General features: G+C 68.3%; 25 protein-coding genes, 1 tRNA gene and 1 pseudogene. 17 read left to right on the forward strand and 10 right to left on the reverse strand.

What is annotated here, in order from left to right; genetic code table 11:
* Positions 1-55 precede the first annotated feature (55 nt).
* From M1105_RS19000 to M1105_RS19020, 5 genes are all read right to left on the reverse strand, one after another.
* On the reverse strand, positions 56-502 hold the full coding sequence (locus tag M1105_RS19000; protein ID WP_249581960.1) for a baeRF12 domain-containing protein: 447 nt from the start codon (positions 500-502) through the stop codon (positions 56-58).
* A gap of 127 nt (positions 503-629) precedes the next feature.
* Positions 630-1,103, reverse strand: a complete 474-nt coding sequence (locus tag M1105_RS19005) for an Hsp20/alpha crystallin family protein (protein WP_249581961.1) — start codon at positions 1,101-1,103, stop codon at positions 630-632.
* A 112-nt stretch (positions 1,104-1,215) separates the two neighbouring features.
* Entirely contained in the window at positions 1,216-2,034 is an 819-nt protein-coding gene (locus M1105_RS19010; protein ID WP_249582013.1) for a metal ABC transporter permease, read from the reverse strand.
* A 2-nt stretch (positions 2,035-2,036) separates the two neighbouring features.
* Positions 2,037-2,882 (reverse strand): ATP-binding cassette domain-containing protein, encoded by an 846-nt coding sequence (locus tag M1105_RS19015; protein ID WP_249581962.1) that lies wholly within the window; start codon positions 2,880-2,882, stop codon positions 2,037-2,039.
* The gene (locus M1105_RS19020) at positions 2,879-3,394 is read right to left on the reverse strand and encodes a Fur family transcriptional regulator (protein ID WP_249581963.1); all 516 of its coding nucleotides are present in this window, start codon (positions 3,392-3,394) and stop codon (positions 2,879-2,881) included. The genes M1105_RS19015 and M1105_RS19020 overlap by 4 nt, the downstream gene beginning before the upstream one ends.
* A 185-nt stretch (positions 3,395-3,579) precedes the next feature.
* On the opposite strand from M1105_RS19020, the gene M1105_RS19025 reads away from it, so the two are divergent.
* Positions 3,580-4,668 carry a zinc ABC transporter substrate-binding protein gene (locus M1105_RS19025; protein ID WP_249581964.1) on the forward strand — a complete coding sequence of 363 codons (1,089 nt, stop codon included), beginning with the start codon at positions 3,580-3,582 and terminating at the stop codon, positions 4,666-4,668.
* A 74-nt stretch (positions 4,669-4,742) separates the two neighbouring features.
* Here the strand turns inward: M1105_RS19025 and M1105_RS19030 are convergent, their stop codons facing one another.
* A complete protein-coding gene (locus M1105_RS19030) occupies positions 4,743-6,071 on the reverse strand; it encodes a P-loop NTPase family protein (protein ID WP_249581965.1) in 1,329 nt (442 codons plus the stop codon).
* A 412-nt stretch (positions 6,072-6,483) separates the two neighbouring features.
* On the opposite strand from M1105_RS19030, the gene M1105_RS20865 reads away from it, so the two are divergent.
* The 3 genes from M1105_RS20865 (at position 6,484) to M1105_RS21020 (ending at position 10,380) form a co-directional block, all read left to right on the forward strand.
* Positions 6,484-8,970, forward strand: coding sequence for a methyl-accepting chemotaxis protein (locus M1105_RS20865; protein WP_249581966.1), 2,487 nt, complete (start codon positions 6,484-6,486; stop codon positions 8,968-8,970).
* Between the two features lie 435 nt (positions 8,971-9,405).
* Entirely contained in the window at positions 9,406-10,029 is a 624-nt protein-coding gene (locus M1105_RS19040; RefSeq protein ID WP_249581967.1) for a glutathione S-transferase family protein, read from the forward strand.
* Positions 10,030-10,056: 27 nt separating this feature from the next.
* Positions 10,057-10,380 carry a PhzF family phenazine biosynthesis protein gene (locus tag M1105_RS21020; protein WP_406600645.1) on the forward strand — a complete coding sequence of 108 codons (324 nt, stop codon included), beginning with the start codon at positions 10,057-10,059 and terminating at the stop codon, positions 10,378-10,380.
* Positions 10,381-10,640: 260 nt separating this feature from the next.
* On the opposite strand, the pseudogene M1105_RS19045 reads toward M1105_RS21020, so the two are convergent.
* Positions 10,641-11,734: pseudogene (locus M1105_RS19045) on the reverse strand (IS3 family transposase).
* Between the two features lie 180 nt (positions 11,735-11,914).
* Here M1105_RS19045 and M1105_RS19050 point away from each other — a divergent pair.
* From M1105_RS19050 to M1105_RS19070, 5 genes are all read left to right on the forward strand, one after another.
* Positions 11,915-12,394: a hypothetical protein gene (locus M1105_RS19050; RefSeq protein WP_249581968.1), complete on the forward strand. Its 480-nt coding sequence runs from the start codon at positions 11,915-11,917 to the stop codon at positions 12,392-12,394.
* Between the two features lie 337 nt (positions 12,395-12,731).
* Entirely contained in the window at positions 12,732-13,418 is a 687-nt protein-coding gene (locus M1105_RS19055; RefSeq protein ID WP_249581969.1) for an adenylate/guanylate cyclase domain-containing protein, read from the forward strand.
* Between the two features lie 6 nt (positions 13,419-13,424).
* Complete coding sequence (locus M1105_RS19060) at positions 13,425-14,486, forward strand: tetratricopeptide repeat protein (RefSeq protein ID WP_249581970.1); 1,062 nt, start codon at positions 13,425-13,427, stop codon at positions 14,484-14,486.
* A 271-nt stretch (positions 14,487-14,757) separates the two neighbouring features.
* A complete protein-coding gene (locus M1105_RS19065; protein WP_249581971.1) occupies positions 14,758-15,390 on the forward strand; it encodes an NAD(P)H-dependent flavin oxidoreductase in 633 nt (210 codons plus the stop codon).
* 102 nt (positions 15,391-15,492) lie between these two features.
* Positions 15,493-15,759 carry a hypothetical protein gene (locus M1105_RS19070; protein WP_249581972.1) on the forward strand — a complete coding sequence of 89 codons (267 nt, stop codon included), beginning with the start codon at positions 15,493-15,495 and terminating at the stop codon, positions 15,757-15,759.
* A 390-nt stretch (positions 15,760-16,149) separates the two neighbouring features.
* Here M1105_RS19070 and M1105_RS19075 read toward each other — a convergent pair.
* Positions 16,150-16,234: transfer RNA gene (locus M1105_RS19075), tRNA-Leu, on the reverse strand.
* A gap of 437 nt (positions 16,235-16,671) precedes the next feature.
* Between M1105_RS19075 and lipB the strand changes: the two genes are divergently transcribed.
* The 4 genes from lipB to M1105_RS19095 all read left to right on the forward strand — a co-directional run bounded on the left by lipB (position 16,672) and on the right by M1105_RS19095 (position 20,324).
* Positions 16,672-17,340 carry a lipoyl(octanoyl) transferase LipB gene (lipB, locus tag M1105_RS19080; protein WP_249581973.1) on the forward strand — a complete coding sequence of 223 codons (669 nt, stop codon included), beginning with the start codon at positions 16,672-16,674 and terminating at the stop codon, positions 17,338-17,340.
* Positions 17,341-17,476: 136 nt separating this feature from the next.
* The gene (locus tag M1105_RS19085; protein WP_249581974.1) at positions 17,477-17,851 is read left to right on the forward strand and encodes a c-type cytochrome; all 375 of its coding nucleotides are present in this window, start codon (positions 17,477-17,479) and stop codon (positions 17,849-17,851) included.
* A 258-nt stretch (positions 17,852-18,109) separates the two neighbouring features.
* A complete protein-coding gene (ctaD, locus tag M1105_RS19090; protein ID WP_249581975.1) occupies positions 18,110-19,747 on the forward strand; it encodes a cytochrome c oxidase subunit I in 1,638 nt (545 codons plus the stop codon).
* A gap of 7 nt (positions 19,748-19,754) precedes the next feature.
* Entirely contained in the window at positions 19,755-20,324 is a 570-nt protein-coding gene (locus M1105_RS19095) for a DUF2244 domain-containing protein (RefSeq protein WP_249581976.1), read from the forward strand.
* A gap of 21 nt (positions 20,325-20,345) precedes the next feature.
* Here M1105_RS19095 and M1105_RS19100 read toward each other — a convergent pair whose 3' ends face one another.
* Positions 20,346-20,738 carry a hypothetical protein gene (locus tag M1105_RS19100; protein ID WP_249581977.1) on the reverse strand — a complete coding sequence of 131 codons (393 nt, stop codon included), beginning with the start codon at positions 20,736-20,738 and terminating at the stop codon, positions 20,346-20,348.
* Entirely contained in the window at positions 20,735-22,156 is a 1,422-nt protein-coding gene (locus M1105_RS19105) for a tetratricopeptide repeat protein (RefSeq protein ID WP_249581978.1), read from the reverse strand. Before M1105_RS19105 ends, M1105_RS19100 begins: the two co-directional genes overlap by 4 nt.
* Positions 22,157-22,360: 204 nt before the next feature.
* Between M1105_RS19105 and mgtE the strand changes: the two genes are divergently transcribed.
* The 4 genes from mgtE to M1105_RS19125 all read left to right on the forward strand — a co-directional run bounded on the left by mgtE (position 22,361) and on the right by M1105_RS19125 (position 26,593).
* Positions 22,361-23,755, forward strand: a complete 1,395-nt coding sequence (gene mgtE / locus M1105_RS19110; RefSeq protein ID WP_249581979.1) for a magnesium transporter — start codon at positions 22,361-22,363, stop codon at positions 23,753-23,755.
* Between the two features lie 70 nt (positions 23,756-23,825).
* On the forward strand, positions 23,826-24,740 hold the full coding sequence (locus M1105_RS19115) for an AAA family ATPase (RefSeq protein ID WP_249581980.1): 915 nt from the start codon (positions 23,826-23,828) through the stop codon (positions 24,738-24,740).
* A gap of 90 nt (positions 24,741-24,830) precedes the next feature.
* On the forward strand, positions 24,831-26,072 hold the full coding sequence (locus M1105_RS19120; RefSeq protein WP_249581981.1) for a vWA domain-containing protein: 1,242 nt from the start codon (positions 24,831-24,833) through the stop codon (positions 26,070-26,072).
* A gap of 191 nt (positions 26,073-26,263) precedes the next feature.
* Positions 26,264-26,593 carry a hypothetical protein gene (locus M1105_RS19125; protein WP_249581982.1) on the forward strand — a complete coding sequence of 110 codons (330 nt, stop codon included), beginning with the start codon at positions 26,264-26,266 and terminating at the stop codon, positions 26,591-26,593.
* The last annotated feature ends 23 nt before the right edge of the window (positions 26,594-26,616 follow it).

The raw sequence follows: 26,616 nt of genomic DNA on the forward strand, positions 1-26,616 counted from the left end.
GCGCCCGCCCGTCCCCGCGGGCGCAGCCGAAGCGCCGCGGACCGGCGCCGTGCGCTCACGTCGCCCGCTCCAGCATCGTCCTGATGTCGGCGACGGGGTGCCTGGTGTAGTCGCCCTCGATTTCCCGGATCACTGCGGCCTGCGCCGCGGCGTCGAGCCTGGTGCGCAGCACGCCCAGCGTGCGGGCATCGGCCACGACGACGAGCGACTCGAAGGTTCCGTCCCGCACCGCCGCGTTGATGTGCCCGGCCAGCGAGGTCGCGAACTCCTCCTTGGCGAGGCGCTTCCAGTCGGTCTCCTCGACCGTCTCGCGCGCCGCGCCGCCAGGGCGGGGGAAGCGGCCCGGTCGGTCGGTGCCCATGTCGGCGGTGTGCGAGGGGTTCGGCTCGGCCCGGGCTTCCTCGACCCGCAGGTCGATGCGCAGCCCCTCGCCGTGGTTTCGCAGCACGAGATACTTTTCGCCGTCGGCGACGATGACCCCGGCGTTCTTCGGAAGGCGCATCCTGTGTCTCCTGTGATCGGCCTTGCCGCGCGGCCTTGCAGCGGGCCGCGCCGCGCATCCTGTCTAGCGCCGGATCGGGCCGGCGGCCTTGACCCGTGTCAACCCGCCGGCCCGAACGCGCCGGCGCTCAGCGCCCCTGCCTGATGGCGATCTTCCTTGTCTCGGCCGTCAGCCCGGCGGGCTTGGGAATGTCGAGCCTGAGCACGCCGTTGCGGAACTCGGCCTCGACCTTGTCGGCCTCCGGGGCGAAGGGCAGCGCGAGGGTGCGCGCGAAGCGCCCGTAGCTGCGCTCCATCAGGTGATAGTCGCCCTCCTCGCGCTTGACCTCGGTCTTCTTCTCGCCGGTGATGCGGACCGTCCGGCCGGTGACCGAGACGTCGATGTCACCCTCCTCGAGCCCGGGAAGCTCGGCGGTGATCTCGATCTTGCCGTCGGTTTCCTTCATGTCGACGCGGGGGCTGAGGCTGCCGCTGCCCGGCGCCGCCCGGAACGGCCAGCCGTGCGAGAAATCCTCGAACACGCGCTCGATCTCGCGCTGCAGGCTGGTGAAGGGGTTCGCGCTCGGCACGGGTGGGCGAGGCGTGGTGCGATCGGTGTCCATCCTTGGATCCTCCTGCGCAGGAAAATTCAATGACGTTCGTGCCCTCGCCGCCTGCAAGCGGTGAGGGTGTCGCAACCATTACGGGAAATCGTCTTCGGCGCCTTGACGCGCGTCAAACCACCCGGCCGTTCTCGGCGCGCCGCTCTGCCAGGCGCGGGCCGGCCAGCGCGGCGGCGAGGAACACGGCGACGGCGGCGACCACGATGCTGGGTCCTGCGGGCGTGTCGAGCCGGAAGGACGCGGCCACGCCCGCAATCACTGCCCCCGCGCCGATCAGCGCGGCGAGGGCCGCCATCCCTTCGGGCGTCCGCGCGAAGCCGCGCGCGGCGGCGGCCGGCACGATCAGCATCGCGGTGATGAGGAGGGCGCCCACCACCTTGATCGCCACTGCGACCAGAAGCGCGAGCGCGACCGTGAGGACCAGCCGCTCGCGCTCGGGGTCGCGGCCCTCGGCGAAGGCGAGGTCGGGGCTGAGCGTCGCAGTCATGAGCCCGCGCCAGCGCAGCACCAGCAGCGCCGCGACCGCGAGCGCGCCCGCCCAGATCACCGCAAGATCGGCCCGCGTCACCGCCAGGATGTCGCCGAACAGGTAACCCATCAGGTCGATCCGCACGCCGTGCAGGAATGACACCGCGACGAGGCCCAAGGCCAGCGAGGCATGCGCGACGACCCCGAGCAACGTATCCGCGGCATAGGTTCCGCCCCAGCGAGCCGACAGCACCAGCGCGGTGGCGAGCGCCGCCCCCAGCACGCCGAGGAGCACCGGCAGGTCACTTGCCAGCGCGAGTGCCACGCCCAGCAGCGAGGCATGCGCGGTCGCGTCGCCGAAATAGGCCATGCGCCGCCAGACCACGAAGCAGCCGAGCGGTCCGGCCGCGAGGGCCACGCCGATGCCCGCGAGCGCCGCGCGGATCATGAAATCGTCGAGCAGGCTCACGCCTCATGCTCCTTTCCGGCGCTGCGGTCGGCATCGGCCGGCGCGTGATGGTGGTGATGGTCCTCGCCGCAGGGCGCGCCGTCGGTCCCGCCGACGTCGTGGCGATGGTCGTGGACGTGGCGGTAGAGTGCCAGCGTGCCCTCGGTGCCGAGGCCGAACAGCGCGCGGTATTCGGGGCGGGCCGAGACGACGGTCGGCGTGCCCTCGCAGCAGACATGCCCGTTGAGGCAGATCACCCGGTCCGAGGCGCTCATGACCACGTGGAGGTCGTGGCTCGCCATCACCACGGCACAGCCGAGCGCGCGGCGGACCTCCTCGATCAGCCGGTAGAAGGCGGCGACGCCGGGCTGGTCCAGACCCTGCGTCGCCTCGTCGAGCACGAGCATCGTCGGTCTCCGCAGCAGTGCGCGCGCGAGCACCGCGCGCTGGAACTGCCCGCCCGAAAGCGTCGCCATCTGCTGCCCGCCGAGCCCTGCGATGCCGACCCGCTCGAGCGCCTCGCGCAGTGCCGCGGCGTCGGTCGCGCCGCCGAGGGCGAGGAAGCGATCCACCGTGATCGGCATGGTCCGGTCGATGGCAAGCCGTTGCGGCACATAGCCGATGCGCAGGGAAGGGCTGCGCCGGATCTCGCCGCCGTCCGGCCGGATCGCGCCGACGATGGCGCGCAACAGAGTGGTCTTGCCCGACCCGTTCGGACCGACCAGCGTCACGATCTCGTCCGGCCGGATTGCGAGATCGACATCCCATAGGATCCGCTTGCCGCCAGGCGCGACGGTTAGGCCGCGAACCTCGATCAGTGGCTTGGCATGCGGGACGGCGATGGCGAGACCTTCGGGGCTCATGACGCGCTCTCCGCGCGGCAGCCGGGGCAGAGGCCCTCGGCCTCGACGACGGTGCGGCCGATGTCGAAGCCGATCCGCTCGGCCTCGCGCTCGAGGTCGCGCGCGACCGGCGCCGAGGGAAGCTCGGCCACCGCCTTGCAGTCGCGGCAGATCATGAAGACCGGATCGTGCGTCTCGGCCGAGGCGGTGCAGGCAACATAGGCGTTGAGCTTCTCGATGCGGTGCGCGAAGCCGTGGGCCACGAGGAAGTCGAGCGCGCGATACGCGATCGGTGGCTGCGGCACGGCGCCTTCGTCCGTCAGCCGCCGTAGCACGTCATAGGCGCCGAGTGCGGCGTGGCTTTCGAGCAGGATCTCCAGCACGCGCTCGCGCACAGGGGTGAGCCGCAGCCCGGCCGCGGCACAGCGGGCGCGCGCGTCCTCGATCGCGGCACGCCGGCAGCGCGCGTGATCGTGCGGGGCGAAGGCGATCGCGCCCTCGCCGCATCCCTTGCTGGTGTCGGATCGTGCCATCGGCTCGGGGTCTCTGTTACAAGATAACTTTTCGATTGTTATATCATCACAGCCGCTATAAGCCTTGCCCGCGACCCCGGCAAGGGGCTTTCGGGTTTTCAGGCGGGACGCAGGCGAAGGAGGCGAGGATGGGCCGGGCAGGATCTTCCGACGGGTTTTCGGTGAGAGGCGGACGGAGCGGAAGGGTGGCGACCCTGATGCCGGGCCGCGCCGCGTTCGGGGGAATGCTGCCCGCGGCCATCGCCCTGGTCGCCGCCCTCGGCGCCGGACCGGCGGCGGCGCAGGGCGCGGCCGCGCCGCGCGTCGCCACCGACATCGCTCCCGTCCACTCGCTGGTCGCGCGGGTGATGCAGGGGATCGGCGCGCCCGACCTCGTGGTCCCGCCGGGGGCCTCGCCGCATGGCTACGCGATGCGGCCGTCCGAGGCCGGTGCGCTCGACGACGCGGTGGTGGTCTTCTGGGTCGGGCCGGGGCTTGCGCCCTGGTTCGGCGAGGCGGCCGCGGCTCTGGCGTCCGATGCGACCGTGCTCGCGCTCGCGGACGTGCCCGGCGCCGTGCGGCTTCCGGTCCGAACCGGCGGCCGGTTCGAGGGGCACGAGCATGCTCATGGGGACGAGAGCCACGACTCGGCGGGTAGTGCCGAGCGCCACGCCGACGCTGCGGACCATGCGCATGACGAGGAGACCGATGGCGACGACCACGCGCATGACCACGCCGATGGCCGTGACGAGCCGGGGCATGCCGAAGCCGGAGCTGTCGACGAGCATATGTGGCTCGACCCGGCGAACGCCCGCCTCTGGCTCGGCGCCATTGCCGAGACGCTGGCCGGCGCCGATCCCGCGAACGCAGCCGCCTACCGCGCCAATGCCGCGGCGGGGCAGGCCGAGCTCGACGCGCTGATGTCGGAAATCGGCGCGCGCCTCGCGCCGCTGCGCGACCGGCGCTTCATCGTCTTCCACGACGCCTACCAGTATTTCGAGGCGCGCTTCGGGATCCCGGCTGCGGGCGCGATCGCGCTGAGCGATGCGGCCCGGCCCAGCGCCGCGCGCGTGGCCGAGATCCGCGAGGTCGTGGCCCAACTCGGCGCCGTCTGCGTGTTCTCGGAGCCGCAGTTCGAGCCGCGCGTCGTCGCAACGGTGATCGAGGGCACCGGCGCCCGGCGCGGCACGCTCGATCCGCTGGGCGCCGAGCTCGAGATCGGGCCGGGCCTATATCCCGCGCTCATCGGAAACCTCGTGGCGGCGCTCGAGGACTGCCTCGCGGCCGGCGACTGATCGCGACGCGGCCCCTCGAGTGGAAACGGCGCGCCCTGCGGCGCGCCGTTCTGCTTCAGGCCCGGGGCCATGGCTCAGGTCGCGGTCTGGGTGACCATGTGCGCCCAGGCGCGGCGCAGAAATTCGGGCTTCAACTGCGGCGCGACGCCTTCATAGGCGCAGATCGCCAGGCTCTGCTCGACCAGGAAGCGCGGGTGGAAGGCGTGGAAGGTCGCGTTCGGCGTCTTGGCGTAGAGCTCGAACAGGACGAAGGCCAGCGTCTCCTCGTTGAGGTCCATCCCGTTGCGCTGCGCGGTGCGGGCGAAGATGCGCACGAACTGGTTGCGGTCCGGCGGCATGATCGGGATCTTGAACCGGATGCGCCGCAGGCCGGCCGTGTCGAGCAGGCTTTCGGGGTCGATGTTCGTCGAGAAGATGACCAGCGTGTCGAAGGGCACCTCGAACTTGCGCCCGGTCTTGAGCGAAAGGTAGTCGACCCGGTTCTCCAGCGGCACGATCAGGCGGTTGACCAGCTCCTGCGGCTTGTGGCGCTGGCGGCCGAAGTCGTCCACCACGAAGACGCCGCCGCAGGCCTTGAGCTGGTAGGGCGCCTCGTAGATCCGCGCCTCGGGGCTGTAGGCGAGGTCGAGTTTCTCGAGTGACAACTCGCCGCCGGTAATGACCGCCGGGCGGCGGCACAGGACATAACGCTGGTCGTGCCCCGAATGGCTGCGCCGCAGGACGCCGTCGCCATGCTCGTCGGTGTCGATCGCGATGTGCACGGTCGGGTCGTAGAGCGTGATGATCTGGTTGTCGACTTCCAGGGCGTGCGGAATGAAGACGCCATGGTGATAGGCATGGCAGAAATGCTCGGCGATGGTCGACTTGCCGTTGCCGGGCGGGCCGAACAGCATGATCGACTGGCCCGAATTGGCTGCCGGGCCAAGCTGCTGCATCACGCTCTCGGACAAGGTCAGGTCGTCGAAGGCGCGCTCCAGCATCTCGCGGGTCAGGGTCTCGCCCTTGATGGACTGGTTCTTTGCCTGCTCGACGAACTGCTCCAGCGGCACAGGCGCCGGGCCGATCCACTGGTTCTTCTCGAACGCCTCGCGCGCGCGCTCGCGGCCGCGGTCGGTGATTGCATAGCGCATCTCGGCGTTCAGGTTCGCGCCGAGCTGGCCGACCGCGTAGAAGAGCTTCATCTCGACCGCCATCTCGAGCAGCTCGTCGACGATCCAGCGCGGCAGCTTAAGCGCATGCGCCATCTCGGAAGGGCGGTCGAGGCCCATGCTTTCGACCGTCTTGGTCAGGAGGTCGATCAGGAAAACGTCATCCAGACCCGTCGCGGCGATCGAAGAAGGCGGCTTTGGCCCGGTGGAAACCACATCGCCGGACATGTTCCTGCTGTGTGTTGAAACGTTCATCTTGAGAATACCCCACGCTCTCCCATCGTGGATGGTGCACGAAATCGGCACGCCGGGCAAGAATTAGCGCGCCGCGCCGCCGTGTCGCGCAGGATTTCGGCGGCGCAGGGCGCTGGATTCGGCTCCCGGGCGACCTCCCGCCGGGGGCAACACAATCTTCAGGTTCTTCGCGTTCCCTGTTCGCACCGGTCGGCCGCGCCCGGGCCCGGCGCAACTGCCGGTGCCCGGCCCGGCCCCGGCGAGATGGTCATTCGAGGGCGGGGCGGCGACCCGCGCGGCAAGCGAGCGGAGGTGTCGGATGCGTCGAATCCGGTTCGGGCGGGCGCACGGTGCTACGTCCCGGCGGCAGCGAAGCGTCGGGCGCAGCCTCGCGCTCATCGTCCTGGGACTTGCGGGGTTGGCGAGGGTCAGCGTGGCCGTGGCTCTCCTCGCCTTCGACCTCGTGCGCGCCGAGTTTCGCGGCCTGCGCGAGAACACCATCCCGCAGGTCTCGGCCGCCGCGACCCTGATGAGCGAAGTGCAGTCCGCCGTCGAGGCAATCTACGCCATCGACGCGGCGTCGGCCCCCGCGGCGCTCGAGGGCGCGAAGGCAGAGTTCGATCTGCGAATGACGCGGCTGAAGGAGACGATCTCCGGCCTCCCGCCGGCCGGTGCGGCGTCGATGCGCGCGTTCCTGCCCCAGATGGCCGAGCGCGGCTCCGGTCTCGCTGCCGCGCGCGCCCGCGCGATGGACCGCGCCGACGAGGAGGCGAGGCGGCTCGTGGCACTGGCAGAAGCCCTGTCCGGCGCGCGCGCCCATATCGGTCCGCTCGTCGACGACGCCTATGCGGCGCTGCTGGCGGGCGGCGATGCGGCGAAGGCGGCGACCGGCGACGTGATCGGGGCGCTGATGGGCGAGGATCTTGCTGTCCTCGACGCCCTGCGGACGATGCGGGCCGAGGCAAACCTCTTCGCCGGCGCCGAGGTGGCCCGGGCCCTCGCCTACGACCCGCCGCTGGAGGCCGCGCTGCTCGAAGTGTCCTCGGGTGCGCTCGCGGCGTTCGACGGGGCGGGTGCGGCCTATGCGCGGCTCGACCCGGGCGACGCGGCGGGACTCCTGCAACTGGCCGCGGAACTGCGCCAGGTTGCGTCGGGCGAGGGCGAAGCGGCTGCCCTTGCCGATCATACGCGGACCGAGATGATGATCGACCTTCGGCGGCAGCTCGACGAACTTCTGGCCGGCCGGCTCGAACTTGTCCGGACGCGCGCGCTGGACGCCGCCCGATCGGCTGGGGAGCGCAATGCAGCGGCAATCGACGGACTGATCGCCGGGCCGGTGGCGCAGATGCGGGACGGGCTGGTGCTCGATGCCGCCACGAATGCGTACGTGGCGTCGCTCTTCATGGTCGTATCTGCGGACGATGCGCGGCAGCTCGATGCGGTGGGCCGAGAGGTCGCCTCAAGTGCCGAGCGGCTACGCGCGGTGATCGAGGCCGGTGGCGGGCTTCCGGAAGGGCTTGGCGCCCGGCTGCTGGCTGAGGCCGACGCCAGCGGCGGCCTCGTCGGGGTGCGCCGCGCCCGGCTCACAGCCGCGACGCGCGCGCGCACACTCTCGGGCGATGCCGTGGCCGTCGGCGCGGCCCTCACCGCCGAGGGCAAGAAGCTGATCGGCCGGGCGCTGGAGGAGATGAATTCGGCGGGCGATGTCGTCGATCGGGCGATTCGGCAGGCTTTCCTTGCCATGCTGGGCCTCGCGGGGGTCGTGCTCGTCGTGGCGCTCGGCTCGGCGATCCTCACGCGGCGCAGGATCGTCGCCCCCCTCGACACGCTGAGCCGGGTGACCGAAGCGCTCGCGCGCGGTGACCTCTCGCCGATCTCCGGCTTCGGGGCGCGGCGCGACGAGATCGGACGGATCGGGACGGCCCTCGGCGTTTTCCGTGGGAACGTGCTCGAGATGCGCGCGCTCGAGGAGCGCCTCGGGGGCATCCTCGAGGGGGCGCAGCGGAGCGCCGGCGCCGTGGCGGATGGCAGCGCCCGGCTCAACGTGACGGCCGACGCGATCAGCGACGGGGCGAACCGGCAGGCCAGCTCGGCCCAGCAGGCGTCGGCGACGGTCGAGGAGATGAGCGCCTCGATCCGCCAGACTGCCGACAATGCCGGGCAGACTGAGCGGATCGCGGCCCAGGCAGCCGGCGAGGCCGAGCGCTGCCATGGCGTCGTCAACGAGGCCATCGCCTCGATGCGGAGCATCACCGAGAAGGTCGCGGTGATCGAGGAGATCGCGCGGCAAACCGATCTCCTCGCGCTCAACGCCGCGGTCGAGGCGGCGCGCGCGGGCGACCAGGGGCGCGGCTTCGCCGTGGTCGCCGCCGAGGTCCGCAAGCTGGCCGAGCGGTCGAGGGATGCGGCGGTCGAGATCCGCACGCTCTCGCGCGAGACGAGCCGCATCTCGGCCGAGGCGAGCCGGGTGCTCGAGGGGTTGCCACCCAGCATCCGGCGCACGGCCACCCTGATCAGCGAGATCTCGCACGCCATGGGCGAGCAGAGCGTCGGCGCCGAGCAGATTTCCGATGCCGTGCGCGAGCTTGACCGCGTGATCCAGAAGAATGCCGTCCTCGCCGCCGAGGCCGCCGAGACCGCGGCCGGGCTGGCCACCGAAGCCGATACGCTCAAGCGCACGATGAGCGCCGCCGAACGGCAGGGGGCCGTGGAGGGCGATCGAGGCACCGACGGCTCTGCCCGCGGCGTGTCGGGCCTGCCCGATGCCATGCAAACGGGCCGTGCCGAAGGGCCGGGTGATCCCGAGCCGGCGGGCGTGGCGACGACCGGCGCGGCGGCGACTGGCGCCCCGGCACATCCCGCCCGCGATCCGAGGTCGCAGGCCGGTCACCCGCGTCATGGCGAGGACGCCGCCGCCTGAGGGCCGGGCGCGGCGAGAGGTACGTTGCGGGGTGCGCGGGTGCCACCACCCGGCTTGAGGCGGCCGGCCGCGATATCTGCAGCGATGGCATCGGCGAGCGCGGTATAGTCGCCTGTCGGTAGTATTGCACCGAAGTCAATGTTTCGATTGCGCGGAGGTATGTACTGGATCAATAGATCCAGCAGAACACTGCTACGGTTGAATGGATCGACACGTGCAAGAGCTCCTCCATCGCTATGTCGATTGGGATAGTCGCGCTCGCGCACTGCGAATGGAGTGGCAGGCAATGGGCCTGCCTTTCTTGTGGCTGCATCGGCTGCGCATTTGCCATGAGCTGTCGCAAATGGATGCTGTGCAACTGCGCGATGTCGGCCTCAATACTTAGATGATCGCGCGCGAGAGTGTGAAGCCGTTCTGGCAGAAGTAGGTCATCTCATGTTGCAGGTTCTCGGCAAACGCCAGTCGATCAACGTGCGCAAGGTGCTGTGGACCTGCGACGAGATCGGCGTGCCTTATGAGCACGAGGAATGGGGTGCCGGTACGCGACCGACGTCCGCGCCAGAGTTTCTGTCGCTCAATCCGAAAGCGCTGGTGCCGGTGCTTATCGACGGCCCCTCGATCATCACCGAATCGAACACCATCGCTCGCTATCTCGCCGGAAAACATGATCGCACTGACTTGCTCCCCGTCGAGCCGCTCGCGCGGGCGCAGGTCGAGGAAATGATGGACTGGCAAGCAACCGAGCTCAATGGGTCATGGCGCGTGGCGTTTCAGGCGATCGTCCGCAAGAACCAGATCGCTGGTACGGCGGAACAAGTCGCCGCCTCACTCGTCGAGTGGGCACGCATGATGCGTCTGCTGGAGCGGCGCCTCGCCGACGGCCGCCTTCATGTCTGCGGCAAGCCTTTCACTCTTGCGGACATCGTCATCGGCCTTTCTGTCAATCGTTGGTTCCAGACGCCGATCGAGAGGCCGGAACTTCCATCCGTGCGCGCCTACTTCGATCGGCTGTCGCAGAGGCCGGCCGCACATACGCACCTGGGGGATGGGACCGACTAAGGGGAGGGGTCGTTCACGCGGTCTCGGATTTTCCAGCTGGACTCGTTTACGACACGGTTGTTCGCAGGCGACCCGGCGGCCGTCATGTTGTTCGAGATGTTCCCTCCGGACGATGCGATGCAGGCGATAGCGGCCGAGCACAATCTTGCCGAGACGGCATATCTTGTTCCCAAGGATGCCGACGATCGGCTGCGTTGGTTCACTCCAAAAGTCGAAGTGCCGCGGTGCGGACACGCAACTCTCGCAAGTGCGGCCGTTGTCGTGGGACGTCTCGAGCCGCAGCGGCGCGACGTCGTATTTCACTCACTGAGTGGTCCTCTGCGGTTCGGCGTGCCGAGACGGGAAAGGTGACGGATTTTCCGGTCTGGTCTTCGGCGCCGATTGAGCCGCCAGGCGGGCTCAGCCACGACCTTGGCGCCGAAGCGACGGACGTCTACGGCAATACGTCAATGTGAAGGCGGCTCTGGCGCCGATCGCGGCTATCCAGCTCCTCACGGCCTCGGCGATGAACTCCGGCCCGTTATCTACTGTTCCTGCAAGCGCGATCCCACTGGCGCAACGTAGCGCGCGACCTGTTCCCCTTGCAGTCCGCGTTTATCGGTTCGCTCTGTTCAGGGTTGGTACTTTTCTGAACGTTGGTGATACTCCCGCGGGGTGAGCCGGTCGAGGCTCGAATGCGGGCGGTGATGGTTGTAGTCGTCGCGCCATGCCGCAATCAAATAGCGGGCATGGCGCATGGTCGGGAAGGGATGCTCGTTCAGGCATTCGTCCCTCAGGCGGCCGTTGAAGCTTTCGACGAAGCCGTTCTGCATCTGCTTAGCCGGCGCGATGGAGTGCCATTCAACCTGTCGGTCCTGCTGCCACTTGAGCATGGCATTCGACGTCAGTCCGGTCCCGTTGTCGCTGACCACCATGCAGGGGTAGCCCCGCATCTCGGCGATCCGGTCCAGCTCCCGCGACACGCGGACGCCTGAGATCGAGGTATCCACAATCGCTGCCAGGCATTCCCGGCTGAAGTCGTCGATCACGCAGAGGATGCGGAAGCGTCTGCCGTCCGACAGCGCATCCGAGACGAGGTCGAGCGACCACCGCTGGTTCGGCCCCTGGGGGATCGCCATCGGTGCTCTGGTTCCGATCGCGCGCTTGCGTCCGCCCCTATTACGGACGGTTAACCGTTCTTCGCGGTAGAGCCGGTAGAGCTACTTCCAGTTCACCTCCCAGCCTTCCCGCTTGAGCAGAATGTGCAGTTGCCGATAGCCAAACCCCCGTCGCTCGAATGCCAGTTCCTGCAGCCTGGCCCGCAGTTCCGTGTCCGCCGGGCGTTTCGCCCTACGCCGATAGACGCGCGGATCGATCCCGGCCAACGTACAGGCTCGCCGCTGATTGTAGCCTTTGGTTTCCATGGCCCAGTCCACGGCCTTCCTCCTCGAACCGGGCTTGAGAAGTTCTTTCCGAGCGTCTCTTTCAGCGTCGCCACATCCATCATCTGCTCGGCCAGCGTCTTCTTGAGCTTCGCGTTCTCGGCCTCCAGCGCCTTCAGACGCTTTGCGTCGGCGACTTCCGAACCGCCGTACTTTCTCATCCAGTTTTAGAAGGTCGCGTCGCTGATCCCGTGCTTGCGGCACAGATCGGACAGGCTCACGCCCGCCTGGTGCTCCTTCAGAATCCCAATGATCTGCGCTTCGCTGAAACGGCTTCCCTTCATCGTCTGTCTCCTCGTCCGGAGAACAGGCTAACCTCAAATCGAGGACGCTTCAGGGGCGCAGGTCACGAGGCTTGCTTCGCAAGCCAAGCACGATGGCGCAGCGCGCGTTCGAAACTCCTTGGTCGACGGTCGTATCAACTCTAGAGTCGGACGGGAGAATTTGACCATGGGGCACACCACATGAAACCCCTCCTGATCGCCGCCGCAGGTGTCTCTTTGACAGCGTCTGCGCTCGCTGGCGAAATGATCTCGGGCACCAACACTTACGACACCGATCAGAGAACATGGGAGACCGGTGAGTACTCCGGGTATTACATGTACGACAGCGTCGGAGCATTTGTGCCTCACGCTGGCTCACTGCCGAGCGGGCCTGTCGAGTGCCACGGTGCGGGTTTCTGGACGCCTGAGGAAATCCTAGGCGACGGCATCTGTATCTTCGGGGAAGCGCCAAACCGCTGGACTGTCGCGTTCGAACTGGCCCCGGGGAACCAGTTCGATGCCCAGAAGGTCGAAAAGTATCAGCGTCGCGGGACCTGGATGGTTGTGCGAGGTACCGGAAAATATGTTGGCATGACAGGTAGCGGCAGTTTCATGTCCGGCCCGGTAGTCGACGGGCGAAAAACCACCGAATGGGAAGGCGAGGTCGAGCTTCCCAAATAAGCCCGGCAAAGCTCTTCGATGCGCAAGATCGTCAAATCAGCAATCTGTGCGATATTGCGCAACGACCCAGGATCGCTTCGTCTGCGGAACCGCCGTTCGTGCCAGGCGCAGCGAACTGCGACTTTCCGCCCGCTCCGGCGGTGGTTTCTGCGTCGCTCCCGGCCCTGAGTTCAGCTCCAATTGGCACGTCGAGAACGAGCGTTCCGACCTCCGAGCGAGCATCCGCCATGGCGGCGCTCAATCTACGTTCGTTCCAAATGCCGAGATGAGCGGACCGCACCTTATGCGTGGAGAATGGTGTTCGCGATGGTAATTTCAGGCGAAACGGAGATCGCCCTTGGCACGACGACTCGCCGCGATTCTCTCTGCTGACATTGTCGGTTACTCGACCTTGATGGCCGAGGACGAGGAGACGACGCTTGCGGACTTGAAAGAACATCGCGCCACAGTCTTTGACCCCACGATCGCGCAGCATGGTGGACGCATCGTGAAAATCATGGGTGACGGCGTTCTCGTCGAATTCGGATCGGTGCTCGATGCCGTGGCGAGTGCAGTCGCGATCCAGACGGCTCTCGCCAAGGAGTCGGCAGGAAAATTCAAGCTGAGGATTGGCATCAACCTCTGTGACGTGCTCGTCGAGGGTGACGACATCTACGGCGATGGCGTCAATATCGCAGCCCGGCTCGAGTCCATCGCTGAGCCTGGCGGGATTTGCATATCCGGAAAGGTTTTCGAGGAGGTGAAAGGCAAGATCGACATTGCCACCGAGGATCTCGGCGACGTTCCACTCAAGAATATCGGGACGCCGGTCCGGTGCTATCACGTCCAGGTAGGCGCGTCCCGGTCCGCGCCGGCACACCCCACTTCAGACCATCGACCGGCGATTGCGGTCTTGTGCTTCGACAACATGAGCGGGGACCCAGCCGAAGACTATTTCTGCGCGGGGATCACGGAGCATATCATCACGGACTTGGCGCGGTTCCGGGATCTATCGGTGATCTCCCGAAACTCGTCCTTTGCATAAAGGGGAATGGCGGTCAGCGTCCCTCAAATCAGCCGCGAGATCGGTGCGCACTATATCCTTGCCGGAAGTGTGCAGCGCTATGGAGCGAGAGTGCGCGTTACTGCCCAGCTCCTTGGGGGCGAGACCGGCCGGCAGCTCTGGGCCGACCGCTACGACCGTCATGTCGAGGATATTTTCGCGGTCCAGGACGAACTCACAGAAACCATCGTGTCGACGGTGGCCACGGCTTATGGCGGCCGCTTGCAGAAGGCTTGGCAGAACCGTCGGAAGAGGGTGGCCGAACCAAGTTTCGCGGCCTTTGACAGCTTCTTGTGCGGCATTCACAGCTTCGACAGCTTCACGCAAGAGGGCCTGGCGCAGGCGCGGATGCATTTCGAGGAAGCCATCCGCATCCAGCCCGCTTACGCGAAGGCGCTCGCCAAGCTCTCCTGGGCTTACATGATTGAAATCAGTCACGGATGGAGGGCATCTGACGAGGAGTCGTGGCAGACGGCGCTCTCGTTCGCGGAAGCCTCGGTCGCGGCCGATGACGATGAAGCGTGGGGGCACTGGGCGCTGGCCGGCTATCGTCTTTTCAGGGGCCAACACGCCTTGGCGCTGGTCGAGTGCGAGCGCGCCCTGGCTCTGAATCCCAACGACGCGGACATCCTGACCGATTATGCGTACTGCCTGAGCAATGCGGGGAGAGCGCACGAAGCTGTTGAACAGGCACTGAGGGCAATCCACCTCAATCCGCACCATCCCGACTGGTACGCCTGCCAACTCGGAGGAATCTTCTTTGACTGCGAACGATACGCAGATGCGATCACCACGCTCGAGGGAATCCCGCGCTTCGAGGGGCGGACCAAGATGATCTATCTCGCGGCGAGCTCTGCTGCTCTTGATCTCATCGAAGAGGCGCGATCGGTGGTGGAGCGCATAAGGCAGAGCGAACCGTCGGCGACGGTAGAGAGCTGCACCACTGCCGAGGCGACCCCATACAAACAACCAGCGGATCTCGATCGTCTGCGCAGATGTCTCGCCAAGGCCGGTCTGCAGCCCATGTCGGGTGGCGGCGGTGTCTCCTGAACGCCAACGACGGAACAAGCTTCCTGCACTTCAGGGAACCGGTTTCTGCCGGCGCGGGTGCGCACCGGCCCGGAATGACGAGCCCATGGTCGAGGGACGGGCGCAGGTCACCAACTCAATCAGGAAACGCGCGATCGGAGCGGAAAACGACTGCTTACGGCAGCGGACAACCGTGTGAGCCTCTGCCAACATCGTCTTAGTTCTGTCGGTGGAGCCGGACAAGTTCGCGGCGGGCCAAGTCCTGATGCGGTTTCAACGTCGGAGAAGGATCATGTCAAAGCTGATGACGCCGCTCTGTCATGCGCTCGGCATCACGATTCCGGTCATTGCAGCTCCGATTTCGGCGTCGCCTGAGTTCGTGGCCGCGGTCTCAAACGTTGGCGGGCTCGGCGTGATCCAGGCGACCTGGCTCAGCAGTGAGGAACTGCGCAAGGCCATCGCCGAGGTGCGGTCCCGAACCGATCGGCCGTTCGGGGTGAATTTTATCCTGTCACTGACGGTGGAGCAGGGCCATGCGAATCTGGATGCGGCACTGGAGGAAGGCGTCCCGGTGGTCTCCACCTTCTGGGGAGACCCAGCTCCCGTGATCGAGCGGATCCACAGCGCGGGTGCCATGGCCATCCATACCGTGGGTTCTGCCGAGGAGGCGCGGCGCGTGGTCGACCTCGGGGTCAACGCCGTGGTCGCACAGGGTGTCGAAGCAGGTGGCCATGTGTGTGGCGAGGTCAGCACCCTGGTCCTCGTCCCGACCGTGGTCGATGCGGTGCCTGATACGCATGTGATTGCGGCCGGCGGCATCGCGGATGGGCGCGGATTGGCTGCCGTTCTGGCGCTTGGGGCGGAAGCGGCCTGGGTGGGAACCAGGCTTCTTCTGGCGAGGGAATGCAATATTCACCCAGCCTAAAGAAACAAAATCCTCACGGCTCGTGAGACGGATACGATCCTGTCAGCGGTCTTCGATGGTGGTTGGCCGGCTGCGCCGCATCGTTGTCTGAGGAACGAGACCGTGGAGGCCTGGATCGCCGCCGGACGACCCGCGCCAGGGCGGCGGCCCAACGAGGCCGAGGTCGTCGCCCGCGACAAAACGGGGCGCCCTATCCCGCGCTACGATCTGCAGGAACCCCTCGAGGGAATGACCGGTAACGTCGGTGCAATGGCCCTATACGCCGGACAGAGCGTCGGATTGACAAACAAGCGGGAACCGGTCGCGCTGATCCTCAACGAGATGGTGAAACAGGCCTCCGCGCTCTTCTCGCGCACGGCCAGTCTCTGAAAATCCCAACCTGAACAACGTCGCTATCGGCCCCGACGGGCCATTGACACTGCGTCGCTTCGGCCCAACGGCGACGTTTCCCAGCACCAACTTTAATCGGGTTACACAGAGCACATTCGAGTCCGAAGGAATGGCCGATGACGAGACATATGCTGGCGCCCGGAGATGTGCGCGGAACATGAAACGCTGACGCCCCTCATGCACCGGGTAAAGTTGCAGGCAGAAGAACCAGATACCTCAGCCAATCAAGTGGGAGGGCAAGACCGTCTGGCGACGACGCGACATCGAGGAGTGCGTCGATGCGCTCGGGCTTCGACGGGTGGGCTAACCGGTCGGCTGAGGGGGTTGCAAAAAAATTCCCCAACCAAGTCAATTGGTTGGGGAATATTTTGGTGCGGTCGAGAAGACTCGAACTTCCACGGGTTGCCCCACAGCGACCTCAACGCTGCGCGTCTACCAATTCCGCCACGACCGCGCGGGCATCGGTGGCGGGGGAGATAGCGAAGATTTCGCTCCTTGTGAAGCCCTCATCCGATGAAATTTCCGGCCGGCGGGCGACGGGCCGCCGACATGGACGCGGGCGGCTCCCCATCCACGCTGTGGGCGGGGGCGGGGCAAGGGGTTCCACGGTATGGCGCGTTCTCCGGCGCGGGTGGCGCCGTTGCCGGCGCTTGCGCCCCGCACGCCTCGCCGCCCCTCAGGCGCCGCGGGCGGCGGCGCCCGCCGCGCCAAGAGCGCCTGCCGGCCACACGCCCCATATCCGGGCCTGTCACGTGCTGCCCGATGCGCCGCGCTCGCGCCGATGGCGGGCCTTGCCGGCCGCGCGCGGCACCCGTAAATCACCGCTTAGGCATGCACCCGCGTGGCCCGGCCCCCGGTCGCGCCCGGAGCGGGCAGGGAAGGCGCGGAACCATGGTCGAGTGGCGCATCAGCGAAGGCCTCGTGCCCTATCCCGAGGCCGTGGAGTTCATGGAATCGCGCGCCGATGCCATCGCCGCGGGGCGGGCCGGGGAGTGTGTCTGGCTCCTCGAGCATCCGCCGCTCTACACTGCTGGCACGTCGGCGCGGAGCGCGGACCTGATCGAGCCCGACCGCTTTCCGGTCTACCAGACCCGGCGCGGCGGCGAGTACACCTATCACGGCCCCGGCCAGCGGGTGGTCTACGCCATGCTCGACCTCAACCGCCGCGGGCGCGACGTGCGCGCCTTCGTGCGCGCGCTCGAGGAATGGGTGATCCTGACGCTGGCCGAGTTCCAGGTGCAGGGCGAGCGCCGGGCCGGCCGCGTCGGCGTCTGGGTGGTGCGGCCCGAGCGCCCGCCCGGTCCGGACGGCGAGCCGGCCGAGGACAAGATTGCGGCGATCGGGGTGCGCCTGCGCCGCTGGGTCAGCTTCCACGGCATAGCCATCAACGTCGAGCCCGACCTGTCGCATTTCGGCGGGATCGTGCCGTGCGGCATCCGCGGTCACGGCGTGACCAGTCTCGTCGATCTGGGCCTTCCCGTCACGATGAACGATGTCGACCTCGCCCTGCGCCGGTCCTTCGAGCCGGCGATGCGGCTCTGCGGGGCAGCGCACGGGTGAGTGAGCGCGCGTGACCGCCGTCGTCCCCGGCGGGGCTTGCGTTCCCGCATCCGCCTGCTAGCTCTAGGGCGACGCCCGGCGGCGGGGGCCGTCGGGGCGCCGGTCAGCAAAAGGCATCGACAGGGGAGCGCGATCCATGAAGAAGTCAGCCACCATTGCCGCGGTGATCGCGGCGCTCGGCCTCGCGGGGGTCGCCCATGCGGGCGATGCCGAGGCCGGCAAGAAGGTCTTCAACAAGTGCAAGGCCTGCCACAAGCTCGAGGAAGGCAAGAATGGCGTGGGCCCCAGCCTGCACGGCCTGGTCGGCCGCCCGGTCGCCTCGATCGACGGCTTCAAGTATTCCGATGCGATGAAGGCCTTCGCCGAGGGCGGCAAGGTCTGGGACGAGGCGGCGCTGACCCAGTATCTCGCCGATCCCAAGGGCGTGGTCCCCGGCACCAAGATGGCCTTCGCGGGGCTCAAGAAGCCCGAGGAGATCGCCGACGTGATCGCCTATATCGCGGCCAACTGACGCCGCGCGCCGCCGCACAGGCGTGCGGACGGTAGCCCGGGGGCGCGCGCCGGAGCCGGTGCGCGCCCCTTGCGCTTTCGCGGGGCCATTTCCGCCTGGCAGGATATTCTCCCTCCTGCGACAGAAAGGCCCGCCGGATCGCGCGCCACGCTGCCGCTGAATGGTTGCCGGATACGACGGTGCGCGCTAAACCCGCGAGTCACATGTGATAACAGCCGGCCACAGACCGGCGCTGGGATCTGCGAACAGGAGCACAGCATGGCCGACGCGGCAGTCCATGCCCATGACCACGAGCACCCCGGGTTCTTCACCCGGTGGTTCTGCTCGACCAACCACAAGGACATCGGCATCCTCTACCTCTTCACTGCCGGTGTGATCGGGATCATCTCGGTCGCCTTCACCATGTACATGCGCCTCGAGCTGATGGAGCCGGGCGTGCAGTACATGCTCCTGGAGGACGGCTCGCCGAACGGCCATCTCTGGAATGTCATGATCACCGCGCATGGCGTGCTGATGATGTTCTTCGTGGTCATCCCGGCGCTGTTCGGCGGCTTCGGCAACTACTTCATGCCGCTGCACATTGGCGCGCCGGACATGGCCTTCCCGCGGATGAACAACCTCAGCTACTGGCTGTTCGTGGCGGGCGCCTCGCTGGGCGTCCTGTCGCTGTTCGTGCCCGGCGGCAACGGACAGCTGGGCACGGGCGTGGGCTGGGTGCTCTATGCGCCGCTCTCGACGACCGAATCCGGCATGTCGATGGACTTCGCGATCTTCGCGGTGCACCTCTCGGGCGCCTCGTCGATCCTTGGCGCGATCAACATCATCACGACCTTCCTCAACATGCGCGCCCCCGGCATGACGCTGATGAAGGTGCCGCTGTTCGCCTGGTCGATCTTCATCACCGCCTTCATGATCCTGCTGGCGCTGCCGGTGCTGGCGGGTGCCATCACCATGCTGCTGACCGACCGCAACTTCGGGACGACCTTCTTCGACCCCGCGGGCGGCGGCGACCCGGTGCTGTATCAGCATATCCTGTGGTTCTTCGGCCACCCGGAGGTCTACATCATCGTGGTGCCCGCCTTCGGCATCGTCAGCCACGTGATCTCGACCTTCTCGAAGAAGCCGATCTTCGGCTATTCGGGCATGGTCTTCGCCATGGCGGGCATCGCGCTGCTGGGCTTCGTCGTCTGGGCGCACCACATGTACACGGTGGGCATGTCGAAGAACGCGCAGGCCTACTTCATGATCGCCACGATGTTCATCGCGGTGCCCACGGGCATCAAGATCTTCTCGTGGATCGCGACCATGTGGGGCGGCTCGATCGAGATGCGTGTGCCGATGCTCTGGGCCTTCGGCTTCCTGTTCCTGTTCACCGTGGGCGGCGTCACCGGCATCGTGCTGAGCCAGGCCGGCATCGACCGCGCGTATCACGACACCTACTATGTCGTGGCGCATTTCCACTACGTGATGAGCCTCGGCGCCGTGTTCGGCATCTTCATGGGCATCTACTACTGGATCGGCAAGATGTCGGGCCGCCAGTACCCCGAGACGCTGGGCAAGGTGCATTTCTGGATGATGTTCATCGGTGCGAACATCACCTTCTTCCCGCAGCACTTCCTGGGCCGCCAGGGCATGCCGCGCCGCTACATCGACTACCCTGAGGCGTTCGCCTACTGGAACTACATCTCGTCGATCGGCGCGTTCATATCGGGCGCCTCGCTGCTGCTGTTCCTCTACATCCTGTGGTACACGCTGACCAAGGGTGCGAAGGTGACGAACCCGAACTACTGGAACGACGAGCTCGGCACGCTGGAATGGACGCTGCCGAACCCGCCGCCGGCCCACACCTTCGAGACGCTGCCGACCCGCGAGATGTGGGAGAAGCACGCGCACTGAGGCGGACATGACCGTCGAGAACGCCAGCTCGGCCGGGGGGACACCCCCGGCCGATCGCGCATCCGGGCAGGCCGAGGCCTGGGCCGCCCGCGCCGATGCGCCCCGCTATCACGTGCTCCTGTGGCCCAACCGCTCGCTGGACCCGCGCGGGCGGCGGGTGGTGATGGGGCTGGTGGCGCTGGGCCTTGCCGTGCCGATGATCCCGGCGCTGGGCACGCCGGTGTTCTGGGGTCTCCTGCCGTTCGAGCTGGTGGCCTTCGGGGCGCTGTGGCTCTCGTTCCGGCGCAACGACGCCGACGGGCGGCTGACCGAGGAACTGACGCTCTGGCCCGACGAGATGCGGGTCGAGCGCCGCGAGCCCTCGGGCCGGGTGTTGCGCTGGCGGGCCGATCCCTATTTCGTGCGTCTCACGCTGCATGAGGACGCGAAGGTCGAGAGATACCTTACCGTGAAGGGCGGTGGGCGCGAGATCGAGCTTGGCGCCTTCCTCAGCCCCGACGAGCGCGTGCGCCTAGCGGAGGAAATCGAGAGCGCGATCCGCGCAGCGCTCGCGCAGGGCGCCGTCGCGCCGCGATAGGCACGACGGGCCGCGCGCGCGTCAGTAGGGCCGGTAGCTCTTCTCCTCAATCAACCGCGAGCCGAGCGCGAGGCTGATCTCGCGCTTGAGTTCCGCGCGCCGGTCGTTGGTGCGATAGACCGCGCGGGCCAGCGCGACGAAATCGGGGCCGAAATCGCCCGCCGCCTCGCAGGCGCGGATGCGGTCCTCGATGTCCCACAGCGCCTCGTTCACTTCTCGCAGCGCGGCCGTCAGGCGCGCGAGGTCGGGATGAGGCGGCAGCGCGCGGCGCCGGACTTCCTCGAGCGCGGTGCGCTCGGCCTCGACATTGGCGCGCCTGGCGGGGTCGGTGATCCGCGCGGCCTTGATCTCGAGGATCGTCAGCCGGTCGATCAGCTCGCCCGCCGGCACCTCGATGGCGATGCGCGCGCTCATCCGCCCCTCCGGTCTGCGAGGCCGGGATGCCCTCGCAGCGCCGCCTCGACCCGGGCGAACACGCCGTCCCAGTCGCCCGGCCGCTCCTGCCGCCACAGCCGCATCGAGGGATACCACGGCGTCGCCTCGCCCCGGCCGTAGAGCCAGAAGCCCTCGTGGCTCAGCAGGTTCCAGACCGGCTTGCCCAGCGATGCCGCGACATGGACGACGGCGGTGTCGGTGGTGATCATCAGGTCCATCGCCTCGATCACAGCCGCCGTGTCGGCGAAGTCGCGATCCGCGCCGCAGGCGTCCACGATCAGTCCGGCCATGCCTGAGTCGATGAAATCCCCGTGCGCGGGCCCCTTGTAGAGGCTGAAGAGCTGGACGCCCGGCACCTGCGCGAGGCCGAGGAAGCTCTCGGGCATGGTCGAGCGGCGGTGATTGGCCCGGAAGGTCTGGCTGCCGGTCCAGACCACGCCGACGCGGAAGTGCCCGAGGAAGGGCGCGGCAAGCGCCGCCGCCCGGGCGCGGCTGTCGGCGGGGATGGCCAGGGGCGGAGGGGGCGGGATGCCGTCCGCCATGCCGACGAGGTGCGGCAGGCTCATGTTCGGCGTGTAGAAGTCGTAAGCCTCGCTCTTGCGCGCGGCGTCGGCCATGCGGATGCCCGGCAGGCCCGCCAGCAGCCGCCGCAGCGGCGGCTTCACGACCATCGTGACCTCGGCGCCCATGGCCACCAGGCCGGGCAGGAAGCGGCACATGACGATGGCGTCGCCGAAGCCCTGCTCGGGCAGCACCAGCAGCCGCTTGCCCGCAACCGGCTCGCCCTGCCAGCGCGGCCAGGGGGCGTCGTCCGGCAGGCTGACCTCGCCATCGGCGTAGCGGCACTCGAAGTCCGCGAAGCCCTCGCGCCAGCGGCCCAGCATCAGGCGTGCGAGCCCGCGTTGCAGGCGGCAGCGGTCGTCGGCCGAAGTCCCGGCCTCGGCCGCGTCGATCAGGGCGATGGCCTCCTCGTGGCGCCCCAGCCCGCGCAGCGCGGCGGCGAGGTCGCGAAGGCGCTCGGGGTTGCGCGGTGCCTCGGCCATAAGGGCGCGGCGCAACGCCTCGGCCTCGGCATACCGGCCGTCATCGGCCAGCGCGTTGGCGAGGTTCACCCGCGCGCCCTCCATCCCCGGATCGAGTGCCAGCGCCCGGCGATGCGCAGCGATGGCGGGACCGAGCCGCCCCTGTCGGCGCAAGAGCGCGCCGTAGTTCGTCCAGACCTGCGCGTTGCCAGGTGCCGCGGCGAGGAGCCTGCGATAGAGCCCGGCGGCCTCGCGCAGCTCGCCCGCCCGGTGATGCGAGAGCGCGCGGTCGTGGATGGCCGCGAGAGACGCCGCCAGCGAGCCCGTCGCGCGTCCCCGGGGGTGCGCCCCGCTTCCGATGCCTGCCTCCGCCATCGCCCCGTCCCGCCTCTGCCGCATCCCTTCCGGCGGTTGCCGCGCCGCAGCGGATCATGGCGGCGCATCCGCCCGCCTGCCAGCCGAAAATCTTCCCGCCAGTCTTTGCGATCGGGCCCGAATCCGCCTAAACAGGCGCCGGCGCAGCCGGTTTCCGCGGCGCCGTTCGGGGCGCAGCCGCGCGGATTCGTCGGAGGGCCAGCCATGACCGAGACGCAGCCGGCCGCCCCCGAGCCCGAGGCCGACGACGACGACGCCTTCGAGCTCGACCGCGAGATGGTGGCCGCGGTCGTCGAGGCCGTGCACCAGGGCGACCGGCCCGCCGTGCTCGCGCTGATCGAGGATCTCCACGTCGCGGACCTCGCCGACCTGCTCGAGCAGATCGACGGCGAGACGCGGCGCCGCTTCCTCGAGATGGCATGGTCCGACATCGATCAGGAGGTGCTGGTCGAGGTCGAGGAGGGCGTGCGCGACGACATCCTCGAATGGCTCAAGCCCGAGCAGATCGCCGAGGCCGCGCGCGAGTTCGAGACGGACGATGTCGTCTACCTGCTGGAGGACCTCGACGCCGACCAGCAGCGCCAGGTGCTGGAGGCGCTCGAGCCGGCCGACCGTGTCGCCGTCGCGCGCTCGCTGACCTACCCGGAATACTCGGCCGGGCGCCTGATGCAGACCGACTTCGTCAAGGCGCCGCCGTTCTGGACCGTGGGCCAGATGATCGACTTCCTGCGCGCCTCGGCCGGCGAGTTGCCAGAGCAGTTCTATGACATCGTGGTGGTCGATCCCGCGATGAAGCCGATGGGCACGATCCCTCTTTCCAAGATCATCGGCACGCGCCGGCCGGTGACGCTGGATGCGCTGATGGACGAGGACTTCCGCACGCTGCATGTCGAGGATGCGCAGGAGGACGTGGCCTACGCCTTCAAGCAGTATCACCTCGTCTCGGCGCCGGTGGTGGACGACGACGGGCGGCTGGTCGGCGTCATCACCATCGACGATGCCGTCGAGGCGCTGGACGACGAGGCCGAGGAGGATCTCAAGCGCCTCGGCGGCGTCGGCGACGAGGAGATTTCCGACCGGGTGTGGGAGATCACCCGCCAGCGGTTTCCCTGGCTTGGCGTCAACCTTCTGACCGCGATCCTTGCCTCGCTGGTGATCGCGATCTTCGAGGGCACGATCCAGCAGCTCGTAGCACTTGCCGTGCTGATGCCGATCGTGGCCTCGATGGGCGGCAATGCGGGCACGCAGACGCTGACCGTCGCCGTGCGCGCGCTGGCCACCCGCGACCTTACCGCCACCAACGCGATGCGCGTGGTGACGCGCGAGACCATCGTGGGCTTCATCAACGGGGTGGGCTTCGCGGTCATCATGGGTGTGGTGGCGTGGCTTTGGTTCGGCGACCCGCTGCTTGGCGCGGTGATCGGCGCCGCGATGGTGGTGAACCTGCTGGTCGCGGGCCTCGCGGGCATCCTGATCCCGATCGCGCTCGACCGTGTGGGTGCCGACCCGGCGCTTGCCTCGGGCACGTTCGTGACCACGGTGACCGATGTGGTGGGCTTCTTCGCCTTTCTCGGCCTCGCCGCCGCGGTCCTGCTGTGACGCCGGGCGCGCTTGACGCGGGCGGGCCCAGCCCGTCCATTGGCAGCCAGAGCCGCAGGGGAGTGAGCGCATGACCGCGATACCGCGCAGCATCGACGAGACCATCGGGCTTCTGGGCAGCACCGGCTATGTCTGCGGCCGGGCGCTGGCGACGGTGGTGTTCCTGTCGCTGCGGCTCAATCGCCCGCTGTTCCTCGAGGGCGAAGCGGGGGTGGGCAAGACCGAGATCGCCAAGGCGCTGGCCGCGGCGCTTGGGCGGCGGCTGATCCGGCTGCAATGCTACGAGGGGCTCGACGCCGCCTCGGCGGTCTACGAGTGGAACTACCCTGCGCAGATGATCGAGATCCGGCTGGCCGAGGCCGCGGGCGACCGCGACCGGGAGGCCATCGCCTCGGACCTGTTCTCGGACCGCTTCCTGGTGCGCCGCCCGCTGCTCGAGGCCATGAGCCCGCAGGTCGGCGGGGCCCCGGTCCTGCTGATCGACGAGATCGACCGGACCGACGAGCCGTTCGAGGCCTTCCTGCTCGAGGCGCTGTCGGACTACCAGGTGACGATCCCGGAATACGGCACCGTCAAGGCGCCCGAGCCGCCCGTCGTGGTGGTGACCTCGAACCGCACGCGCGAGGTGCATGACGCGCTGAAGCGCCGCTGCCTCTACCACTGGGTCGATTATCCGTCCGCCGCGCTCGAGCTCGAGATACTCCACGCCCGCGCGCCCGAGGTGCCCGAGCAGCTGTCGCGCGAGGTGGTGGCCTTCGTGCAGCGCCTGCGCACCGAGGACCTGTTCAAGCGCCCGGGCGTCGCCGAGACCATCGACTGGGCGAGATGCCTCGTCGCGCTCGACGCGATGGCGCTCGACCCGCAGACCATCTCGGACACGCTGGGGGCGCTGCTCAAGTATCAGGACGACATCGCGCGCTTCCAGGGGTCCGAGGCCAAGCGGTTGCTGGACCAGGTGAAGGCCGGCGTCGCGGGGGCGGCGTGAGACGGTCGGGCGTCGTTCCTCCCGGACCCGGGCCTGATCCGGGGCCTCGCCGCGCCGTGCGCCTCGGCGCCACGCGCGCCGTGTTTAGCCATGCCTGAGATCCGCATCCCCGAGGAAGGTCGCCTCGCCCGGAACATCCTCTACTTCGCGCGGACATTGCGCGCGGCGGGCCTTCCGGTCGGGCCCGGCCGGGTCGTCGATGCGGTCAAGGCGGTCGCGGTGGGGGGCATCGACCACCGTGCCGACTTCTACCACACGCTGGCCGCCTGCTTCCTCAGCCGCCCCGAGCAGCGCGCCGTGTTCGACCAGTGCTTCCACATGTTTTGGCGCGATCCGCAGATCCTCGAGAAGGCGATGGGCCTGCTGCTGCCCGAGATCAAGGTGGCGCCCGAGGAGCGCGAGAAGCAGGCGGGCGAGAGCCGCGCCGCCGAGGCGCTGACCAGCGGCGCGACCCGGCCGCCGCCGCCACCCGCCGGCGAGGAAGGCGAGGAGATCGAGATCGACGCCCGCCTCACCATGTCGAGCGAGGAGCGCCTGGCCACGCGCGACTTCGAGCAGATGACCGCCGCCGAGATGGCCGAGGCGCGCCACGTCATCGCCCGCCTCGCCCTGCCGGTGCGCCCCATCGCCTCGCGCCGCGCGCGGCCGGCATCGCATGGCCGCCTGCCGGACTGGCGCGCCACCATGCGCAAGGCCATGCGGCGCGGCGGCCAGGTGCGCGAGTTCGCCCGGCGCGAGCGGCGCGAGCGCTGGCCCGCGCTGGTGTGCCTGTGCGACATCTCGGGCAGCATGGCGGGCTACAGCCGGATGCTGCTGCACTTCCTGCACGCCGCCGCGAATGCGCGGGGGGCGGGCTGGTCGAAGGTGCATGCCTTCACTTTCGGCACGCGGCTGACGAACATCACCCGCCATCTGGCCGAGCGCGACGCGGACGAGGCGTTGAAACGTGCCGGCCGCGAGGTGAGCGACTGGGAGGGCGGCACGCGTATCGGCGCCTGCCTCGAGGCGTTCAACCGCGACTGGTCGCGCCGGGTGCTGGGGCAGGGGGCGGTGGTGCTGCTCATCACCGACGGGCTGGAGCGCGACGACCCCGAGCGGCTGGGCCGCGCGGCCGAGCGGCTGGCGCTGTCGTGCCGCAAGCTGATCTGGCTCAATCCGCTGCTGCGCTGGGACGGCTTCGAGGCGCGGGCCGCTGGCGTGCGCGCGATCCTGCCCCATGTCGACAGCTTCCGCGCGACTCACTCGATCGAGAGCCTGCGTGCCCTGGCCGATGCGCTGACCCGCCCGGACGACCAGGGCGAGAAGGCGCGGCTCCTCGCAACCATGCGCTGAGCGGCCCGGCGCGTGCAGGGGAGAGCCGTCCCGGAACGGCGCAGAACGTAAAGATCCGTGGCGCCGCCGTCCCGGTTACGCCCAAATTCGCCCACCATGGCGTCCCACCATTAACCATGGTTCGGAGCGGCCGCAGAGCCGCCCGAGAGAGGTCAACAAGGGGCGGTTCGCCGCCCGGAGCGGGTGGCGCCATGCTGCTTTACATCATCGAAATCACGGCTCTCGCTGCCGTATCCCTCGTCTGGTACTGGTCGATCGTCAGGGTGGTCCGCCGCGGACATGCGATGCCGATCCGCCCCGCCGTCATGACCGTGCTCTGCGCCGGGCTGCTTGTCGGGATGGCGGCCAAGCTGAGCGAGCTGGCCGCGACCGGCGCGATGGACCCGCTGTTCTGGCTGCACGGGTTCAACCTGGTCATCGTGTTCATCGACTTCCGGCTGACCGCGCATTTCGCCCGCGGCCGCCACCGGCTGCGCGAGCCGATGAGCGAGGCGGCCACCCGCGCCCTCGTCAGCGCCTGACGGGGCCGTGTCGGGCGCCGGCG

Source organism: Thermohalobaculum sediminis, assembly GCF_023487995.1.
Classification (GTDB): Bacteria; Pseudomonadota; Alphaproteobacteria; order Rhodobacterales; family Rhodobacteraceae; genus Thermohalobaculum; species Thermohalobaculum sediminis.

What these genes read in the sequence shown, in the direction of transcription:
- M1105_RS19065 (WP_249581971.1), top strand. Translation starts at nt 14,758, where the DNA reads ATGTCAAAGCTGATGACGCCGCTCTGTCATGCGCTCGGCATCACGATT.
- M1105_RS19000 (WP_249581960.1), bottom strand. Translation starts at nt 502, where the DNA reads ATGCGCCTTCCGAAGAACGCCGGGGTCATCGTCGCCGACGGCGAAAAG.
- M1105_RS19115 (WP_249581980.1), top strand. Translation starts at nt 23,826, where the DNA reads ATGACCGCGATACCGCGCAGCATCGACGAGACCATCGGGCTTCTGGGC.
- ctaD (WP_249581975.1), top strand. Translation starts at nt 18,110, where the DNA reads ATGGCCGACGCGGCAGTCCATGCCCATGACCACGAGCACCCCGGGTTC.
- M1105_RS19095 (WP_249581976.1), top strand. Translation starts at nt 19,755, where the DNA reads ATGACCGTCGAGAACGCCAGCTCGGCCGGGGGGACACCCCCGGCCGAT.
- M1105_RS19015 (WP_249581962.1), bottom strand. Translation starts at nt 2,882, where the DNA reads ATGAGCCCCGAAGGTCTCGCCATCGCCGTCCCGCATGCCAAGCCACTG.
- M1105_RS19085 (WP_249581974.1), top strand. Translation starts at nt 17,477, where the DNA reads ATGAAGAAGTCAGCCACCATTGCCGCGGTGATCGCGGCGCTCGGCCTC.
- M1105_RS19050 (WP_249581968.1), top strand. Translation starts at nt 11,915, where the DNA reads ATGAAACCCCTCCTGATCGCCGCCGCAGGTGTCTCTTTGACAGCGTCT.
- M1105_RS19060 (WP_249581970.1), top strand. Translation starts at nt 13,425, where the DNA reads ATGGCGGTCAGCGTCCCTCAAATCAGCCGCGAGATCGGTGCGCACTAT.
- M1105_RS19120 (WP_249581981.1), top strand. Translation starts at nt 24,831, where the DNA reads ATGCCTGAGATCCGCATCCCCGAGGAAGGTCGCCTCGCCCGGAACATC.
- lipB (WP_249581973.1), top strand. Translation starts at nt 16,672, where the DNA reads ATGGTCGAGTGGCGCATCAGCGAAGGCCTCGTGCCCTATCCCGAGGCC.
- M1105_RS19005 (WP_249581961.1), bottom strand. Translation starts at nt 1,103, where the DNA reads ATGGACACCGATCGCACCACGCCTCGCCCACCCGTGCCGAGCGCGAAC.
- M1105_RS19105 (WP_249581978.1), bottom strand. Translation starts at nt 22,156, where the DNA reads ATGGCGGAGGCAGGCATCGGAAGCGGGGCGCACCCCCGGGGACGCGCG.
- M1105_RS19040 (WP_249581967.1), top strand. Translation starts at nt 9,406, where the DNA reads ATGTTGCAGGTTCTCGGCAAACGCCAGTCGATCAACGTGCGCAAGGTG.
- M1105_RS19100 (WP_249581977.1), bottom strand. Translation starts at nt 20,738, where the DNA reads ATGAGCGCGCGCATCGCCATCGAGGTGCCGGCGGGCGAGCTGATCGAC.
- M1105_RS19125 (WP_249581982.1), top strand. Translation starts at nt 26,264, where the DNA reads ATGCTGCTTTACATCATCGAAATCACGGCTCTCGCTGCCGTATCCCTC.
- M1105_RS19030 (WP_249581965.1), bottom strand. Translation starts at nt 6,071, where the DNA reads ATGAACGTTTCAACACACAGCAGGAACATGTCCGGCGATGTGGTTTCC.
- M1105_RS19020 (WP_249581963.1), bottom strand. Translation starts at nt 3,394, where the DNA reads ATGGCACGATCCGACACCAGCAAGGGATGCGGCGAGGGCGCGATCGCC.
- mgtE (WP_249581979.1), top strand. Translation starts at nt 22,361, where the DNA reads ATGACCGAGACGCAGCCGGCCGCCCCCGAGCCCGAGGCCGACGACGAC.